Annotated in this window: 15 protein-coding genes; 1 reads left to right on the forward strand and 14 read right to left on the reverse strand. The window is 47.1% G+C overall.

Translation table 11 applies throughout. The features are described from left to right. Nucleotides 1-9: 9 nt before the first annotated feature. From mtaB to gpr, 11 genes are all read right to left on the reverse strand, one after another. Entirely contained in the window at nucleotides 10-1,362 is a 1,353-nt protein-coding gene (mtaB, locus tag COP04_RS14385; RefSeq protein WP_100488639.1) for a tRNA (N(6)-L-threonylcarbamoyladenosine(37)-C(2))-methylthiotransferase MtaB, read from the reverse strand. A gap of 2 nt (nucleotides 1,363-1,364) precedes the next feature. Further along, nucleotides 1,365-2,132, reverse strand: a complete 768-nt coding sequence (locus COP04_RS14390) for a 16S rRNA (uracil(1498)-N(3))-methyltransferase (protein ID WP_100488640.1) — start codon at nucleotides 2,130-2,132, stop codon at nucleotides 1,365-1,367. 2 nt (nucleotides 2,133-2,134) lie between these two features. Continuing rightward, a complete protein-coding gene (prmA, locus tag COP04_RS14395; protein WP_100488641.1) occupies nucleotides 2,135-3,079 on the reverse strand; it encodes a 50S ribosomal protein L11 methyltransferase in 945 nt (314 codons plus the stop codon). Between the two features lie 47 nt (nucleotides 3,080-3,126). Continuing rightward, on the reverse strand, nucleotides 3,127-4,272 hold the full coding sequence (dnaJ, locus tag COP04_RS14400; protein ID WP_100488642.1) for a molecular chaperone DnaJ: 1,146 nt from the start codon (nucleotides 4,270-4,272) through the stop codon (nucleotides 3,127-3,129). 137 nt (nucleotides 4,273-4,409) lie between these two features. After that, nucleotides 4,410-6,263 (reverse strand): molecular chaperone DnaK, encoded by a 1,854-nt coding sequence (gene dnaK, locus COP04_RS14405; protein WP_100488643.1) that lies wholly within the window; start codon nucleotides 6,261-6,263, stop codon nucleotides 4,410-4,412. A gap of 53 nt (nucleotides 6,264-6,316) precedes the next feature. Next, nucleotides 6,317-6,967: a nucleotide exchange factor GrpE gene (gene grpE, locus COP04_RS14410; RefSeq protein WP_100488644.1), complete on the reverse strand. Its 651-nt coding sequence runs from the start codon at nucleotides 6,965-6,967 to the stop codon at nucleotides 6,317-6,319. Nucleotides 6,968-7,040: 73 nt separating this feature from the next. Next, on the reverse strand, nucleotides 7,041-8,075 hold the full coding sequence (gene hrcA / locus COP04_RS14415; protein ID WP_100488645.1) for a heat-inducible transcriptional repressor HrcA: 1,035 nt from the start codon (nucleotides 8,073-8,075) through the stop codon (nucleotides 7,041-7,043). A gap of 85 nt (nucleotides 8,076-8,160) precedes the next feature. After that, complete coding sequence (gene hemW / locus COP04_RS14420) at nucleotides 8,161-9,285, reverse strand: radical SAM family heme chaperone HemW (protein ID WP_100489702.1); 1,125 nt, start codon at nucleotides 9,283-9,285, stop codon at nucleotides 8,161-8,163. Between the two features lie 7 nt (nucleotides 9,286-9,292). Further along, nucleotides 9,293-11,116, reverse strand: a complete 1,824-nt coding sequence (gene lepA, locus COP04_RS14425) for a translation elongation factor 4 (RefSeq protein ID WP_100488646.1) — start codon at nucleotides 11,114-11,116, stop codon at nucleotides 9,293-9,295. Nucleotides 11,117-11,245: 129 nt separating this feature from the next. Continuing rightward, nucleotides 11,246-11,569, reverse strand: a complete 324-nt coding sequence (locus COP04_RS14430; RefSeq protein WP_100488647.1) for a hypothetical protein — start codon at nucleotides 11,567-11,569, stop codon at nucleotides 11,246-11,248. A 68-nt stretch (nucleotides 11,570-11,637) separates the two neighbouring features. Further along, entirely contained in the window at nucleotides 11,638-12,717 is a 1,080-nt protein-coding gene (gene gpr / locus COP04_RS14435; protein WP_100488648.1) for a GPR endopeptidase, read from the reverse strand. Between the two features lie 223 nt (nucleotides 12,718-12,940). Between gpr and rpsT the strand changes: the two genes are divergently transcribed. Continuing rightward, a complete protein-coding gene (rpsT, locus tag COP04_RS14440) occupies nucleotides 12,941-13,207 on the forward strand; it encodes a 30S ribosomal protein S20 (protein ID WP_100489703.1) in 267 nt (88 codons plus the stop codon). 47 nt (nucleotides 13,208-13,254) lie between these two features. Here rpsT and holA read toward each other — a convergent pair whose 3' ends face one another. From holA to COP04_RS14455, 3 genes are all read right to left on the reverse strand, one after another. Further along, entirely contained in the window at nucleotides 13,255-14,229 is a 975-nt protein-coding gene (holA, locus tag COP04_RS14445; RefSeq protein WP_239984888.1) for a DNA polymerase III subunit delta, read from the reverse strand. Nucleotides 14,230-14,609: 380 nt separating this feature from the next. Next, nucleotides 14,610-16,934, reverse strand: coding sequence for a DNA internalization-related competence protein ComEC/Rec2 (locus tag COP04_RS14450; protein WP_100488650.1), 2,325 nt, complete (start codon nucleotides 16,932-16,934; stop codon nucleotides 14,610-14,612). After that, nucleotides 16,935-17,513 carry a ComE operon protein 2 gene (locus tag COP04_RS14455; RefSeq protein WP_100488651.1) on the reverse strand — a complete coding sequence of 193 codons (579 nt, stop codon included), beginning with the start codon at nucleotides 17,511-17,513 and terminating at the stop codon, nucleotides 16,935-16,937. Nucleotides 17,514-17,620: the final 107 nt, after the last annotated feature.

Below are 17,620 nucleotides of genomic sequence, written 5' to 3' on the forward strand. Positions count from 1 at the left end.
TAAACGGCCTCAATAGGTTGTCGCAGGCTGCTCCCCTTCATCAAGAATTCGTACAAACTGTCCTTCATTGATCGGGTAACCAGTGTCGGATATCTTGACACGAACCATTTTTCCAACAATATTGCGGGACGGATAGCGGAATTTCACTTTTAAGTAATTATCTGAGAAACCAACATAATAGTCGTCAGGGTCATGGTGGTTAAGCGGTTCTTCAGGAATGACTTCAAGCATCTGATCCCGGTATTTTGACGCATATTCAGCAGACAGCCTATCCGACAGAGCAATCAGCCTCGCCACACGTTCGTGCTTCACTTCTTCAGGCACCTGATCCGGCATCTTAGCGGCCGGTGTGCCGGTCCTCTGGGAATATGGAAACACATGCAGTTCTGAAAAATGAAGATCACGTATAAAATCATACGTTTCCTGAAATTCTTTTTCAGTTTCCCCAGGGAATCCGACAATGACGTCCGAAGTCAGTGCGAAATCAGGCAGCGCTTTTTTCAGGCTGGCTATTTTATCAGCAAAAAAAGCCGTTGTATACTTACGGTGCATTCTTTGCAGCACTCCGTTCGAACCGGACTGGAGCGGAATATGCAGATGGCGGGCAATGACGTGCGAACGATTGATGACATCCACTACTTCATCCGTAATCTGGCTTGCTTCAATGGACGAAATGCGGATTCTTTTCAGTCCGCTGACTTTTTCCTCCAGATCGGTGAGCAGTCTGGCGAAACTATAGTTTTCCATGTCTTCACCGTAACCGGCGGTATGGATTCCGGTCAGGACAATTTCCTTATAGCCTGCATCGACAAGCTGCCGGGCCTGACGGATGACGTTTTCAGGTTTTCTTGAACGGAGAAGGCCGCGTGCCCATGGAATCACACAAAATGTGCAAAAATTATTACAGCCCTCCTGAATTTTCAGCGATGCCCGCGTCCGATCTGTGAACGATGGCACATCAAGTTCTTCATAGACTTTAGCTTTCATAATGTCACTGACGCCATTGATTGGCTCGCGTTCTTTTCTGTACTGGTCAACATAGCCGAGCAGGCGATCCCGGTCCTGCGTCCCGACGACAATATCCACACCGGGAATAGACATGACTTCAGCAGGGGAAGTCTGTGCGTAGCAGCCTGTGACACAAATGACAGCGTCCGGATTGCTGCGTATTGCCTTTCGGATCACCTGACGGCTTTTCTGATCACCTGTATTAGTCACCGTACACGTATTGATCACATAAACATCGGCAGTTCTATCAAAATCTCTCCGTTCGTAACCCTGCTTGCTGAATAACTGCCAGATCGCTTCCGTTTCGTAGTGATTGACCTTGCATCCAAGCGTATGAAATGCAACTGAAGGCATTTTTAGTATTCCACCTCACCATTTAATAGTTCAAATTGATAGGAAACAGCTGAAAGCATATAAAGCGGCGCTGTTTCAGTTCTCATAATCCGTGGGCCAAGCCCGCACAGCTGAAACCCATTCTCTTCAAAACATGCGGCTTCTTTCGGGGTCAGTCCTCCCTCGGGGCCAATGACGGCAAGCAGGCTGTCCCCCATTTTCATCTGTTTCAAAAGAGAAGGGAGTGCGGAAACCTGTCCTTTTTTTGCTGTTTCCTCATAGGCTACCGCTTTGAATGTAAAAGTTTCACCAATACTAAGGAGCTGATCCAGATTTACGGGCTCCATAATTTCAGGAATAAAAAGCCGATGTGACTGCTCGGCTGCTTCCTTGGCAATCTTTTTAAGGCGGAGACACTTCTTCTCAATCCTGTCCTTCTGCCAGACGGCCACTGAACGTTCTGCATAAAAGGGGATAAAAGCAGCTGCACCGCACTCGGTACCTTTGCGGACAATCGTATCAAATTTCTCCCCCTTGGGCATGCCTTGGACGATGACGACTTTAACCGGCAGCTCAGGATCCGATTGCAGCCTCGATTGTACTGTAGCTACAACGTTTGATCCTTCAAATTTTTCAATTTTACAAAGAAAAGCTTCACCTTTGTCATTTGCGCAAATAATTGGGTCTGAAACATTCATACGCATGACGCGCGTAATATGTTTGGCGTCTTCACCTGACAGAAGCACATGATTACCGTTAAACCGGGCTTCAGGAACAAAGTATTGCTGCATCGTCAGGATACTTTCCGGGCAACAAGAGCCACCCAGTCCCCTTTTTTCTTTTCGTCAATGATGCGAAACCCCGTGGCGGAAAGTGTCTTCCAGACCTGATTCCGCTTAGTGTTGATGATGCCTGATACAATCAGCACTCCATCTGCATTCAACTTAGAAGCCGCCCCCTCTTCAGCCAGACGGATAACCAGTTCGGCCAAAAGATTGCCTACAATAAGATCAAATCCGGGTTCAATACGGTCCGCCAGATTATTCTGGCGGACGCTGACAATATCCTGGACTTTATTCAATTTAATGTTCAGCCGCGATGACTGGACAGCAACCTGGTCCAAATCGACCGCAAGCACGTTTTTGGCACCCAGTTTTGCGGCGGCTATGGACAACACCCCGGTACCTGTACCAACATCGAGTACTTTAGCGTCTGGTGTCATATATTTTTCCAGAGCCTCGATGCAAAGGACAGTCGTGGGATGCGTCCCGGTGCCAAACGCCATGCCTGGATCGAGCTCAATAAGCTCTCGCTGACTTCTGTCAGATCGATAGTCGATCCATGTCGGCGTAATTGTAAACCGGCTTCCGACATCTACCGGTCTATAATATTTTTTCCAGGCCGTTGCCCATTCTTCTTCATTGTGTTCACTGAAGGTCAGAAGATTTTCACCCGGATCAATGTCATAAAGCAGTAAATTGTTAAGGGATTGCTTGATTTCCTCAACCGTTTCACCGAGAAAACTGTTCACCGGCAAATACGCTTTGACATTAACCCCTTCCGCTGGAAAATCATTCGGGTCAAGATCAAACACAGTTCCATTGTCCGCAGACTGATCTTTTTGAAAATCCTGCGAATCTTCGATGACAACGCCGCCCGCACCGGCTTCATAAAGAATGCCTGTCACCGGCTCGATGGCCTCTTCGGTTGTATGAATACATATTTCCGACCACTTCATGCGCTTGGCTCCGTTCGCTGAATTGATAGTTTATAAGGTGTTCAAGATTAGTCTGCCTTAAAGACTTTTTTCTTCATTTTGTCAAAAATACTTTCATTGTCTTTGCCCGTCGTACCTGTACCAAGGGTTTCTAGTTTTCTGAGCAGAGTCTTCTCCTCCTCGCTCAGATGCTTCGGAGTAACAACCCTGACGCGGACGTGCTCATCGCCCTGACCGTATCCCCTAACGTTCTTAATCCCTTTTCCTTTCAGCCGGAAGTTGGTTCCAGTCTGAGTTCCGGCCGGAATACGAAGTTTAACCTTGCCGTAAAGTGTCGGCACTTCTATTTCATCGCCCAGTGCGACCTGCACGAAGCTCAGTGGCACTTCAAGATATACGTTCTCTCCATCCCGTTTGAAAATTTTATGAGGTTTGACATTGAAAACAATATAAAGATCTCCTGCCGGTCCCCCGTTAGTACCCGCTTCTCCCTGGCTGGACAACCGGATCTGCTGACCGTCGTCGATGCCTGCCGGGATTTTAACTTCAATTTTTCTGTTAACCTTAACTTTTCCTTTTCCCCCGCAGGCACGGCACGGATCCTTGACAATTTTACCGGTACCCTGGCAATAAGGGCATACCCTGCGATTGACAATCCGGCCAAAAGGCGTATTCTGCTCCGTATTCAGCTGCCCTGTCCCGTGGCAATGCGAACAGGACTCAGGCTTTGTCCCGGGCTTTGCTCCGGTCCCGTGACAGTTGGAGCAGGTTTCTTCTTTCGGCACGCGAATTTCTGTTGTTTTCCCAAAAGCTGCTTCTTCAAAAGTTATGGACATCTCATATTGAAGATCTGCGCCCTGCTTTGGCGCATTAGGATTGCGCCTCCTGCTTCCACCATTAAATATTTGATCAAAAATATCGCCGAAACCGCCGAAGTCTCCACCACCGCCGAAGCCCTGTCCACCAAAGCCGCCGAAACCGCCTTGCTGTTCATTCGGATCGGCTTCACCGAACTGATCGTATTGTGCACGCTTTTGCGGATCGCTCAGCACTTCATACGCCTTTGTCGCTTCTTTAAATTTTTCCGGCGCATCAGCACTTTTATTAACATCGGGATGATATTTTCTCGCCAGTTGCCTGAAAGCTTTCTTGATATCATCCTTCGAAGCATCTTTGCTGACTCCAAGGATTTCATAATAATCCCGTTTACTCATCAAAACCACTCCCGAATTGACTTCACATTAAATTAAATCATACCATCTGTACAGACAATTAAGCAAGAAAAAGCCAAAGCCAAGACGCTCGTCTGACTTCGGCTTTTCCTGAACCGATACTAATAACTTATGCCTGCTTATTTCTTCTTGTTTTTGTCGTCGTCACTAACTTCGTGATAATCCGCATCGACAACGTTGTCGTCCTTCTTGCCAGAACCATTGCTGTCCGCGTTGCCGGCACCTTGGGCATTCTGTCCATTCTGGGCAGCCTGCTGATACAATTTTACAGAAAGCTGCTGAACAACTTCATTGAGTTCATCCTTTGCCTTCTTAATTGCATCGACGTCTTTGCCTTCAAGAGCTTTTTTCAGCTTGTCTTTGGCATCGTTTGCTTTCGCTTTTTCCGAAGCGTCAACTTTGTCGCCAAGGTCTTTCAGCGTTTTTTCTGTGGCAAAAATCAGCTGATCGGATTCGTTTTTGAGATCGACTTCTTCCTTGCGTTTTTTGTCAGCTTCAGCATTGGCCTCGGCGTCTTTAACCATCTTGTCGATTTCTGAATCACTCAGTCCTGAGGACGACTTAATCGTTATCGACTGTTCCTTATTCGTTCCCTTATCTTTCGCCTTGACATTAACAATGCCGTTTGCGTCGATTTCAAATGAAACTTCAATCTGCGGAATGCCGCGCGGAGCCGGCGGAATATCTGTCAGCTGAAAACGGCCCAGTGTCTTGTTATCCGCAGCCATCTGCCGCTCGCCCTGCAGCACATGGATATCAACGGCTGTCTGATTGTCAGCTGCTGTTGAGAATACCTGCGACTTGCTCGTCGGTATTGTTGTGTTGCGATCAATCAGTTTCGTGAATACACCGCCCATGGTTTCAATGCCAAGCGACAGCGGCGTAACATCAAGAAGCACGACATCCTTGACGTCGCCCGTCAGCACACCGCCCTGGATGGCTGCTCCGACTGCGACGACTTCGTCCGGATTGACGCCCTTGCTCGGTTCCTTACCCGTCAGATTTTTAATGGCAGTCTGAACTGCCGGGATCCGTGTCGATCCTCCGACAAGAATAATTTTGTCGATATCGTCCATCGTCATGTCAGCATCAGACAGTGCCTGACGGACAGGCCCCATCGTTGATTCAACAAGGTCGGCAGTCAGTTCGTCAAACTTTGCGCGGGTAAGCGTTGTTTCCAGATGTTTCGGGCCCGTGGCATCTGCCGATATAAAAGGCAGCGATATCTGAGCCTGAGTGACACCGGACAATTCTTTCTTTGCTTTTTCAGCGGCATCCTTCAGACGCTGCAAAGCCATCTTATCGCCGGAAAGATCAATTCCGGTTTCATTTTTGAATTGTTCGATCAGGTAATTGATGATTCTCTGATCGAAGTCATCGCCGCCCAGACGGTTGTTGCCTGCTGTCGCTTTAACTTCAAAGATGCCATCGCCAAGATCCAGAATCGATACATCGAAAGTACCGCCGCCAAGGTCAAAAACGAGAATCGTCTGATCTCCTTCTTTGTCCAGTCCATAGGCAAGCGAGGAAGCTGTCGGTTCATTAATAATTCTCAGAACGTCAAGCCCGGCAATTTTTCCCGCGTCTTTCGTTGCCTGGCGCTGGCCATCATTAAAATAAGCCGGAACCGTAATAACCGCTTTGTCAACCTTCTCACCCAGATAAGCTTCAGCATCCGATTTCAGTTTCTGTAAAATGATCGCTGAAATTTCCTGTGGTGTATATTTCTTTCCCTCGATTTCTACCTTATAATCGGAGCCCATATGCCTCTTGATTGAAAGCACAACATTAGGGTTCGTAACAGCCTGGCGTTTTGCAACTTCGCCAACCTGGCGTTCCCCATTTTTGAATGCAACGGCTGAAGGGGTGGTACGGCCGCCTTCAGGGTTAGGGATAACAACCGGTTCCCCACCTTCCATGACTGCCACGCAAGAATTTGTCGTGCCCAAATCAATACCGATAATTTTGCTCATGATCTTTTCCTCCTGATAATATTTAGAAACAAAAGTGATGGATGGTTTATCCCTTATTTGCTGACCTTAACCATTGCCGGGCGGAGCACCCGCCCATTCAATGTGTAGCCGGCCTGGAGCACCTGAATAACTACTCCGGATTCATGTTCATTGCTTTCTTCCTGCATCACCGCCTGATGGATATTGGGATCAAACGGTTTGCCAAGAGAATCAATTTCTTCCACACCTTCTTTTTTCAGTGCGGCTTCCAGCTTTGACAAAATCATCTCCATGCCCTTCTTCAAAGCGACACCGTCTTCAGAAGCGATGTCGACAGCCAAAGCACGTTTGAAATTATCCAAGGTTTCAAGCAGATCCGTGACCAGATCCTGAGCACGGTACTTCCTCTCATCGGCCTTTTCTTTGTTCGTGCGTTTCCGAAAGTTATCAAAGTCTGCCTGAGTTCTCAACCAACGGTTATTCAGATCCTGTCCGCTTTTTTTCAATGTCTCAATTTCAGAGGCCTGAGCAGCAATCCTTTTTTTCAGCTCATCACTTTTTTCCACATCCGACTGATTTTCCGCCTTCTTAGAATCATGCTGCTCTTGATTAGCTTTTTCTTCTTTGTCCTTTTCTGATTCTGGAGCATCAGAATTTTTCTGTACAGACGGATCTTTCATTTCTTCTTTTTTTTCATTAATTTCTTCGTCCATTTGTTTTGCCATAGGCTCACCTCCTGTATATATGCGACTGCTGCCGGAACATTAGTGAATGATTCAGACCTGTCCGGCCATTTTTTCATTTATTATTTTCTTTCCTGTCGCTCAGTGATTTCGTTAAAAGTTTCGAAAGAACATCGATCAATGTGATCACACGCGGGTAAGCCATTCTTTTCGGACCGATCACTGCAACCGTCCCTAAATGCTCACCGTCAGCTGAATAAGTCGTGGTGATCAGACTGCAGTCTTCAATACCATTCAGCTTGTTTTCTTTGCCGATCCGGATATGAAGTCCGCCGGATGGTATATTCATCAGTTCATGAACCAGATCTTTTCCTTCAAAAACATTCAGCAGAGAAATGACTTTGTCGATATCCTGAAATTCAGGTTGTGAAAGAATGTTGTTTTTCCCGCTGTAAAAGATCTGTTCCGGATCATTAATCGCAAGGCCATCCTTCAGAAGCGCCATGATATGCTCATAATCGCTGATATTTTTGCGAAGCACATTTCTAACCTCAGCGTTTAATCTGCTCTGCAGCTGATACAGAGACACATTATTCAACTTGTCATTAAGAATGTTGACGATTTTCTCGATATCCTCCGCCCTGATTTCATCCGGAAAAGAGACGACACGATTTTCAACGTGTCCTGTATCTGTAACGATGATCAGTACACCCTGGCTCTCCGAGAGCTTGACCAGCTGAATATGCTTGAGTTTCATCTCCAGCAGCTCAGGGCCCAGCATGATCGCCGTATAGCTGCTGAACTCTGACAAAAGTTCGGCCGTTACGCGGATCAGTTCTTCATTTTCCGAAAACTTCCGCCGGTACGCGTCACGGATATTATCCATTTCCAAATCAGTCAGCATTGCCGGAGAAAGCAGATGATCCACGTAAAACCGGTAACCCTTTTCTGAAGGCACCCGTCCGGAAGACAGATGTGTCTTTTCAAGATAACCCATCTCTTCCAAATCCGCCAATTCATTACGGATCGTCGCCGGACTGTAATGAACATCGTCACGTTTTGATATAGAACGGGACCCGACGGGTTCGGCAGAGACAATATAGTCATTAACAAGGAGCTGCAGCAAAAAAAGCTGGCGTTCCGTCAACATCTCTATCACCTCTGTTAGCACTCTCATTAACCGAGTGCTAATTCTACATTAAAATTTACCAACTTCCCGCCTATTTGTCAAATGGTTAAGGCAATAAAAACGCTTCAAAAACATTATTTCCTAAAAAAGTCCCTTTCGTAGATAATGCGATGTGATCACCCCGCTCAACCAAAAGCCCTTCAGACTTCAACCGATCAAGCTGAGCGCCATATATTGCTTTAATCGGGCGGCCGAACTTTTTTAGAAAATGTGCCTGACTGACTCCTTCCATTAATCTGAGCCCGAGAAACATTTCTTCTTCGATTCTTTCGCGATCGGTTACATGGTGGACGGACGATTCCGAAAACCCCCGTTCAGAAACGAGCGAAATATATTTTTTGATCGATCCAGTATTAGCATATCTTTTTCCGTTCACATAGCCGTGGGCTCCAGCGCCTATTCCGTAATATTCCTGATTATGCCAGTAGAGAGAATTATGCAGACCTTCATAGCCAGGCCTGGAAAAATTGCTGATTTCATATTGGTGCAAGCCGTTCTTTTCAAGTGTAAAAATAATCTGGCCGTACATATCTGCCTCAATGTCCTCACCAGGGAGGCGCAGCTTTCCACCCTTCATCCGATTGTAGAAAATCGTCCTTGGCTCGACTTGAAGCGAATAAATGGAAATGTGAGACGTGTTGAGCGACAAAGCCGTCTCAAGCGACTGATGCAGCATGTCTTCCGTTTGACCGGGTAGAGCAAACATGAGGTCCAGAGTGATATTGTCAAATCCCGCCTTACGGGCCCGGATGATCGCTTCCTTTGCCCCTGCTGTGTCGTGCGCGCGGCCGATTACCTTCAGCATACCGTTATCAAAGGACTGCACACCGACACTGAGACGGGTTACGCCATAGCGCTTCATTAAGCCAAGTTTGCTATCACTCAGATTTTCAGGGTTCGCTTCCACTGTAAATTCCTGAATGCCCTGGTGAAGAAAATAGTGCGAAACATCAGCAAGCAGACGTTCAAATTGTTCTTCGTTCAGCGCAGTTGGGGTCCCTCCGCCGATATAGATAGTCTGTACTGGTCCCATCGCTGAATAATAGGCCATTTCCTGCGACAGAGCATTCAGATAGCCGTCGACAGGCTGATTTTTTATAAATACCTTATTGAAATCGCAGTAATAACAAATATGATCGCAAAAGGGAATGTGAATATACGCCCCGCGCACCGTCTGATCATTCATCGTGGCTCATCCTAAAGACAGCCATGAATGCTTCTTGAGGGACGTCGACACTCCCCACCGCCTTCATCCGCTTTTTCCCTTCCTTCTGTTTCTCAAGCAGCTTTCTTTTTCGCGAAACATCGCCGCCGTAGCATTTGGCAAGCACATTTTTACGCAGTGCTTTGATCGTCGACCTTGAGATGATTTTGAGACCGATCGCTGCTTGGATGGGCACTTCGAATTGCTGGCGCGGAATCAATTCCTTCAGCTTTTCGACAATCGCCTTACCGCGGTCATAGGCAAATTCCTTGTGAACGATCACCGATAGCGCGTCTACCTTTTCTCCATTCAGCAGGATATCCATCTTGACCAGATCACTCACCCGATAGCCATCCATCTCGTAGTCAAGCGAAGCATAGCCCTTTGTGCTGGATTTTAATGAATCAAAAAAATCATACATAATCTCTGAAAGCGGAAGATCGTAAATGACATTTGTCCGGTTATCATCCAGATATTCCATCGTCTTAAATTCGCCGCGCTTGCGCTGGCAAAGCTCCATGATTGTGCCGACGTAATCGTTCGGCGTCATAATTGTCGCTTTAACGAATGGTTCCGCTACTTCTTCAACATATTTATGCTCAGGCATCTCTGAAGGATTACCTACATTAACCGTTGATCCATCCGTCAGTTTTACTTCATAAATCACACTCGGTGCAGTTGCGATCAGATCGATATTAAATTCACGTTCAAGCCGCTCCTGTACGATATCCATATGCAGCAGGCCAAGAAAACCGCAACGGAAACCGAATCCGAGTGCCTCGGATGTTTCAGGTTCATATTGAAGAGCGGCATCATTCAGCTCAAGGCGTCCAAGTGCCTCACGAAGATCCTCATAGCGAGCCGTATCAATGGGATAAAGCCCGCAGTAGACCATTGGATTCATCTTCCGATAACCCGGAAGCGGTTCGGCTGCCGGGCGTTCTGCGTGAGTCACTGTGTCGCCGACACGTGTGTCGTGGACTGACTTGATCGCCGCCGTCAGAAAACCAACATCGCCGACTGATAGAGCATCGCGCGTTTCAATTTTTGGTGTGGAGACACCAACTTCGATGACTTCAAATATTTTTCCGTTTGACATGAGCTTAATAGTATCGCCAACGCGTACTGTGCCATCGATGATCCGCACATAAACGACGACACCGCGATAGGCATCGTACAGCGAATCGAAAATTAATGCGCGGAGCGGGGCATCGGGATCTCCATTCGGTGCCGGAATTTTACCAATAATCTGCTTCAGAATTTCGTCGGTGCCAACGCCCGTTTTTGCTGAGGCAAGTACTGCATCCGATGCATCAAGGCCGATCACATCCTCTATTTCTTTTTTTACCCGACCGGGATCTGCATTCGGAAGATCTATCTTATTAATTACCGGAATAATTTCAAGGTTATTTTCGAGTGCCAGATAAACGTTTGCCAGCGTCTGGGCTTCAACACCCTGGGCAGCGTCGACAACAAGCAGCGCACCTTCGCAGGCAGCCAGACTGCGGGAAACTTCATAAGAAAAATCGACGTGCCCAGGGGTGTCGATCAGATGAAAAATATAAGTTTCGCCATCAGGCGCTTTGTATGTAAGCTCAACGGCATTCAACTTAATTGTGATGCCCCGTTCCCTTTCGAGATCCATTGCATCCAGTGTCTGCTCTTTCATTTCCCGCTTGGTCAGCGCCTGAGTCGCTTCCAATATACGGTCGGCAAGCGTCGATTTCCCGTGATCAATATGGGCAATGATTGAGAAATTGCGGATATGCGACTGCCTGCCGTTCGTTCGTTCTAACATCTCTGTTCCTCCTGCCTGAAAACCTTACTCGTTTCGATTATATCAATCGATCCCGGCAGTTTCAACGCAAACAAAGAACAGAAAGATTTATCGCGTCCCTTCAGTACTATTCCCTTCTTCAAATCCAGTTCAAATGAAGATCTGTATGATGTTTTCAAAAATGCCGGCAATAAAGCTTACTCCCGCCAGGAAAAAGTGGGATACGTGATCCGAGAATGATTGCCCCGCCCCATTGGCATTGCCGGCTCCATGCACTGCATCCGAAGCTGTTGGCGATTGATTCTGAACAGTGCTCTGCTGCTGATTTTCCTGATGGGGGACTGTTATTGCCGGCACTGCGGTTGCGCCCGTTCCCGGATTCTGCGCATCACGCACCGTCACTGCTCCGTACAATGCGCACACAAGCAGTAGAGAAAATACAACGATCAGTTCGATCACCATTCGTTTCAGCATACCACTATCTCCAATCAGCCAACTAACGGCTTGTCCTTTTACCGGGATTTTATGCAGGAGCGATGGAATTAATGCGTAAAATGACCGACGTTCCCCTGGCTGACCTGCTCATGCAGCGCGGCGTTCAGCCCCTGAGCAAGGACATTGCCCATTTTCTCAATGAAGAAATCTACTTCTTTTGGGGTTACCATCAGCTGCGTCCCTGAGGCTCCAAGTGCTTCTTGAATCAGCTGTGCCTTTTCACTTTCATCCAATGTGCCGACAAGTCCAAGAAAAGCCGCCCTTTTCTCCTTGCTTGGCAGCTTCCATTCCCGGTAATCCCCCTTCTCACCAAACGGTATCCATGAAGGAGCCAGCGATTTTGACGGACGCTTGTCACTCATTTCCTTTTCAAGATGCCGGAGCAACAAATCCAGCACATCGCTTGTGATCGTGACGGCGTCGACGACGGTTGGGACGCCTACCGCGATTACCGGAATTCCAAGTGTGCCCATGCTTAGCTCTTTGCGGTTATTTCCAATCCCGGAACCTGGATGAATGCCACTGTCCGCAACCTGTATCGTTGTATTGACCCGCTCGATGGATCTTGCGGCAAGAGCATCGATCGCGATCAGAAAATCGGGCTTTGTTTTATCGATAACGCCAAGAATAATATCACTTGTTTCAATGCCTGTTACACCCATCACGCCCGGCGTGATGGCACTGACCGGCCGGTAGCCTTTCTGTACGTTCTGCGGCTGAAGGTCAAAAAGATGCCTCGTCACAAGTACATTTTCAACTACGCTGGGTCCAAGGGCATCCGGTGTCACTTTCCAGTTGCCAAGTCCGACAATCAGGCAGCTAGCGTCCTCGGGAATGCCAAGCTCTTTGATAAACCGGGCAAAATATTTTGCAAAGACTGTTTCTGTCTTCATCTCCGCTTCAGTATCGCCGCTCCGCAGTTCCCGCGCCTCAAATGTTAAATAAGAACCAGCCTTTTTGTTCATTTTCGAAGCTGCTTCTCCATCAATTTTCATGCGGGTAATTTTGATCCCGTCTTCTTTTTTTTCGTCAACTGTTACGCCGCGGTTTGTTGACGACTTGTCACCGGACTCAATCGCCAGGTCCGTCCTGACGGTGTAACGATTCAAATCCAATCCTTCAGCCATTCTGCAATTCACCCCATGCAATCAGAATATATTCCGTTAATAGAATGTTCGGTGCCGACAAATTTCATTCATTCATTGCAAAAGAGCAGCGGCTTTGGTACAATACACTTTGTCAGAATTAATCTCTGCTTATGTGAATGGCTGCATCATCCGGAACAATCTTCGTTCCTGCAGCCTTTTATTTATGATTGGCCGGGAATTTGAGGATTTGGAGGTGAAAGGAATGCCAAATATTAAATCAGCAATTAAACGCGTGAAAAAAGGTGAAGCAAATCGCCAGCATAATGTGCAGTTTAAATCGGCGATGCGCACCGCAATTAAATCGTTCAATGAAAAAGTTGATGAAAAAGATGTTGAGGGCGCAAAAACAGCTTTTCTTGCTGCAACTCAGAAAGTTGACAAAGCAGCGACAAAGGGCCTGATTCACAAGAATAAAGCGTCTCATGAAAAATCGAGACTTGCCAAGAAAATGAACGGTCTGAATGCGTAATTCAGACAAAAAAGGGACCCCGCAGAAATTAGCCGGGATCCCTTTTTTTATGCCGCAGCTGAAACGCTGTGAATGAGCAGTTCCAGCGCGAGCAGCTTATCTGCCCCACCTGTCTTGATCATGTAATCCGTCTCCGCACACCGGGCCAGCACACTTTTGAGACTTTCCGGACTGTACCGTTTTGCCTGTTCCACTGCAAGTTTAACTGCGTAAGGATGAACACCGATCTTTGCGGCAATGCTGTTTTGTGTATATCCGGCCTGATGATAATAAGATACCTGATAAACAATCCTGAACTGACGTTCAAGCAGCGCCAGAAGCTTCAGCGGTTCTTCCTTCATGCTGACCAGTTCATGAAGCAAGTGAAGTGCATCGGCTGTCCGCCTCTTCATGACTTGATCAACAAGGAGAAAAACATTGGTCTCAAGTGACCGGGAACCTATTTCCAGAACAGCTGCCCCGTCGATCGGCCGGTCTGCACCGCAATACTGAGCGCATTTTTCAACTTCATTGGCCAGCCGGGCAAGGTCCTGCCCGACGGAAGCGACCAGCTGGTCATGTCCGCTTCGCGTATAGACCGCACTGAAACGCGCCGCCACGTTTTCCATCAGACGATAAAGTGTTGCATCAGTCAACTGAGACAGCTCATAAACCTTTGCCGTCTTTTCAAGGGCCTTTACTGCTTTTTTCCGCCGATCCAGTTTTTCATATGGAGCGGAGATAAGAAGCACGGTATCGGGTGAAGGATGCTCAAGATAATGCTCGAGAGCCGGCAGGTGCTGTTCAATTTTTGCTTTTGCTTTTTCTGCAGTCAGAAAAAAGGGATTGTCGATTACCACAACCTTTCTCTCACCGATAAATGGTACGGTTTCCGCATCTTCAAGAGCCTGTTCAAGCGGAATGTCAAACATATCATAGCGGGAAAGATTGAAATCCTGCTCTTCTTCCGCCAATGCCTCACGTACAATATTTTTTTTCATTAATCGAATCAGATAATCCTGGGTCCCATATAAAAGGATCACAGGCGCCAGCGGCTTCTGTATCGACAGATCCGCGGATTTCTTCTGTGGCAGTTTGAATCATCCCCCAGTTGAGCTGAGCGAAGGAAAGTACATGCCCCGCTCTTTCCCCGATTGCTTTTCACACTCTTTACTTTACCGTCTCTCGTGTTGGTTGACAAGAATGCCGGGACACAACGGGGCGGAAATTGGCTATCCATAAAACTGAAGATAAAAAAAAGGGAGGGCCGTCTTTGGCCGATCCCTGTTATATATGAACGTCGGACTGGCGGGGCCTAGGACAGCGCCTGTCTGACGATGTTCGTTTCTTTCTCTATGTTATCCTATGATCGGGCAAAGTATGGGTGACAACTCTTGTCATCTGCAATAAATAATGGAAATCCTTATCTGAGAAAGTCGGCTGCAGTCATGATCCGGATCACCTGACGATCGGAAAACTGAAATTGTATGGCGCCTGTCTGATCCGTTCTGAATATACGTACTTTATGATTTTTCAGCAACTTAATAACTTCAGGATGAGGATGGCCATATCGGTTATTTTTCCCGCACGAAACGATTCCGATTGATGGATCCACCTTTTCCAGCCATTTCTCAGAAGTAGAGGTCCTGCTCCCGTGATGCCCGAGTTTTAGAATGTCGGAACGAATATCAGGATAACGTTCCAGCAGCCGCTGTTCACCTTTTACTGGAAGATCCCCGGTAAACAGCCATTCTTTTCCTCCAAGCAATGTCCGGATAACAATCGAATTGCCATTGCTGTCGCTCGAATATGTTATTGGGGACAAGACGTGAAAAATGGAATTTCCGATTTTCAGGCTGTCCCCTGACTTTAAAATACTCAGTTTGCTTCCCTTATCTAACGCTTGATCAAACGTATTCAAATCCGAACGGTCCGGCTTGAAAAAGGGGCTGACTACTATTTGGCGAACAGGAACTTTTGCCAACACACTTTTCATTCCGCCAATGTGGTCAAAATCCCTGTGCGTCAGGACGGCTGCATCCAGTGTATTGATCCGGAGGGCAAGCAGCTCATGGAGCACAACGTCGCGCCCTACTTCATACGGTTTATTCCGGATCTGCCACTTTTTCTTCGGGTATGGCATCGTCCCTCCGCTGTCAATCAGAACAGCTCCCTGCCTGTGAGGCAAACGGATCAAAATACTGTCGCCTTGTCCTACATCAAGAAAAGTCACTGAACCATACGGATCGATGAAATCAGACATGTAAACCATACCGTAAATCAGCAGAAAAGACAGCGCCGGCAATCCCGCGACCCAAACCTTGCGTGATTTTTCCCAGACCAGTAAGGCCGCAGCAAAAATCAACAGGGCTGAAATAAGCATCCATGGTACCATAGCGCCATAATTCATCTGAAAATAAGGATGCTGATACAGATACAGCAGGACCCGATGCGGCAGATAAAGAAATAAATCCATTACAAAAGACATGAGAGATGTCGCGGCAGGCAGAACTGCCGCTATAACATAAGTTGCTACTGATAAAGGGAGGATAACTAAGGTCATATAGGGAACGAAAAAAATACTGAGAAGAAAACCGATAAAGGAGAATTGGTAAAAATGGTATACTGCGATCGGGAATGAGGCAATTTCACTGACCATGGAAAGCATGAAAGTGCGGCCCAAGGAAGATTTATATCTTTTTAAAATAACCGGGCCGGCAATAAGAACCATAAAGGTTACCGCAAAAGAAAGTTGAAACCCGAGATCAAATACCACTTTAGGGTCGCAGAAAACCATAATCAAGCAGGAAATGGAAAGCACGTCCGTCGTCCGCAGGTTTCTGATCTTCACTATCCCCGCTGCAAGCACCATCCCCGCGGTCAGCCCCGAACGGACGGCGGAGGGCCCTGCGCCTGCCAGAAAAACGTAAACAGGGATGAGCAGCAATAAGACAAGGCAGGCGTATTCTCTGACTAATCCAAGCCGGCGTGCCGCATAGTATAGAAAACCAAAAATGGCTGCAATGTGCATGCCTGAAACAACAAGAAGATGGACAAGGCCAAAAAGGCAGTAAGCATCATAAAGATCAGGGTCCATGCTACTATCGTAACCGAAAATCAGGGCATTCATTATATCTGCGCCGATGGGGGAAAATCCGTCCCGAATCCGTTCAATCTCACTTTGTCTGAACCGGTTCAGATGGTCTAACAGCGTTAATGACGATTCAAGGCAGCGGGGCGGCCCCTCGGCTTTCAACAGCCAGAAAATATGTTTATTTTCAAGATAAGACCGATAATCAAATGCATGAAAATTTGAGGGATCCGGCGGCCTTTCAAGCTGACCGGAAAGACGGCAGGTTAATCCGGGACGAAGCCGATGCATCAGTTGCTTTTTAATCGCTTCATTCGGTAATTTGATGGAGGCCTTAACACTTTCTCCGGACTCTGTCTGCAGCGTGTAAGTCAGAAGATCGCCATCGAACAGCGGAATGTCCTTGATCTTCCCTACAAATATTTTTTGATCCGGCGGCAGTCTGGTCCCATTTGCCTGAAAAAGTTGCACATCGCTGAAAAGAGCCAGAATGATGATTAAGAAGGCGGCTAGCAGACGGATCTGTTTTACAGCCAGAAGGTAGGTGCAATAGGAAAAAAGCAGGAAAACCGGTACGTCTGGATGACGCCCTGCGGCTGCCCAGCTTACAAGGCAGGCACAGAGGGCAATCAGATGCCATTTTGATACAAAAGGCATTTAACCCCCACGAGAAAAAAGCTTTTCTGCCTGATCGTGTAAATCCTGCATTTCCTCTTTTCCCGCTCCGCTATTTTCCAACCTTTTGAACAACTCCGAAATATAGGCAACCTGCTTTTCTGACAGATCCTCTTCTTTCAGCTCAAAAAAGTTGTCAAAAGGCACTTTCTGCACCTTTACTTTTGCCATTTGAAAAAGTTCTGCCGCGTACGGGTGATTTTTATAATCTTTAGCATAATAGACGCTGCGGATGCCGGCCTGGATGATTGCTTTACAGCACTGGATACACGGATAATGGGTGACATAGATTTCCGCTCCGTCTGTTGATTCGCCGAATTTGGCACATTGAAGGATCGCGTTCATTTCAGCATGAATGGTGCGTGCACAATGCCCGTCAATCATATAACAGCCCTCGTCAATGCAATGTACACCGCCCGATATGGAGCCATTGTAGCCGCCGGCAATAATCCTTTTGTCGCGGACAATCGTTGCACCGACGACGAGGCGCTTGCAGGTGCTTCTGGATGCCAGCAGATGGCTTTGAGCCATAAAATACTGATCCCAGGATAATCTTTTCATTCTTCCAACTTCCCTTCCGGTTACTCTTATCCGACAGTTATTGTATCAGAATACAGACAAAAAAACCTGCAGAAGCCAAATGATCGATCAAAAAACGCTATTTTTTT

Source organism: Sporolactobacillus pectinivorans (genome assembly GCF_002802965.1).
In the GTDB taxonomy this organism is placed as follows: Bacteria; Bacillota; Bacilli; order Bacillales; family Sporolactobacillaceae; genus Sporolactobacillus; species Sporolactobacillus pectinivorans.

Bases quoted from the DNA above. Each gene is read 5' to 3' on its own strand.
- gpr (WP_100488648.1), bottom strand. From the start codon at position 12,717: ATGGCTGAAGGATTGGATTTGAATCGTTACACCGTCAGGACGGACCTG.
- grpE (WP_100488644.1), bottom strand. From the start codon at position 6,967: ATGGCAAAACAAATGGACGAAGAAATTAATGAAAAAAAAGAAGAAATG.
- mtaB (WP_100488639.1), bottom strand. From the start codon at position 1,362: ATGCCTTCAGTTGCATTTCATACGCTTGGATGCAAGGTCAATCACTAC.
- COP04_RS14390 (WP_100488640.1), bottom strand. From the start codon at position 2,132: ATGCAGCAATACTTTGTTCCTGAAGCCCGGTTTAACGGTAATCATGTG.
- hrcA (WP_100488645.1), bottom strand. From the start codon at position 8,075: ATGTTGACGGAACGCCAGCTTTTTTTGCTGCAGCTCCTTGTTAATGAC.
- lepA (WP_100488646.1), bottom strand. From the start codon at position 11,116: ATGTTAGAACGAACGAACGGCAGGCAGTCGCATATCCGCAATTTCTCA.
- COP04_RS14430 (WP_100488647.1), bottom strand. From the start codon at position 11,569: ATGCTGAAACGAATGGTGATCGAACTGATCGTTGTATTTTCTCTACTG.
- dnaK (WP_100488643.1), bottom strand. From the start codon at position 6,263: ATGAGCAAAATTATCGGTATTGATTTGGGCACGACAAATTCTTGCGTG.
- COP04_RS14450 (WP_100488650.1), bottom strand. From the start codon at position 16,934: ATGCCTTTTGTATCAAAATGGCATCTGATTGCCCTCTGTGCCTGCCTT.
- prmA (WP_100488641.1), bottom strand. From the start codon at position 3,079: ATGAAGTGGTCGGAAATATGTATTCATACAACCGAAGAGGCCATCGAG.
- dnaJ (WP_100488642.1), bottom strand. From the start codon at position 4,272: ATGAGTAAACGGGATTATTATGAAATCCTTGGAGTCAGCAAAGATGCT.
- COP04_RS14455 (WP_100488651.1), bottom strand. From the start codon at position 17,513: ATGAAAAGATTATCCTGGGATCAGTATTTTATGGCTCAAAGCCATCTG.
- rpsT (WP_100489703.1), top strand. From the start codon at position 12,941: ATGCCAAATATTAAATCAGCAATTAAACGCGTGAAAAAAGGTGAAGCA.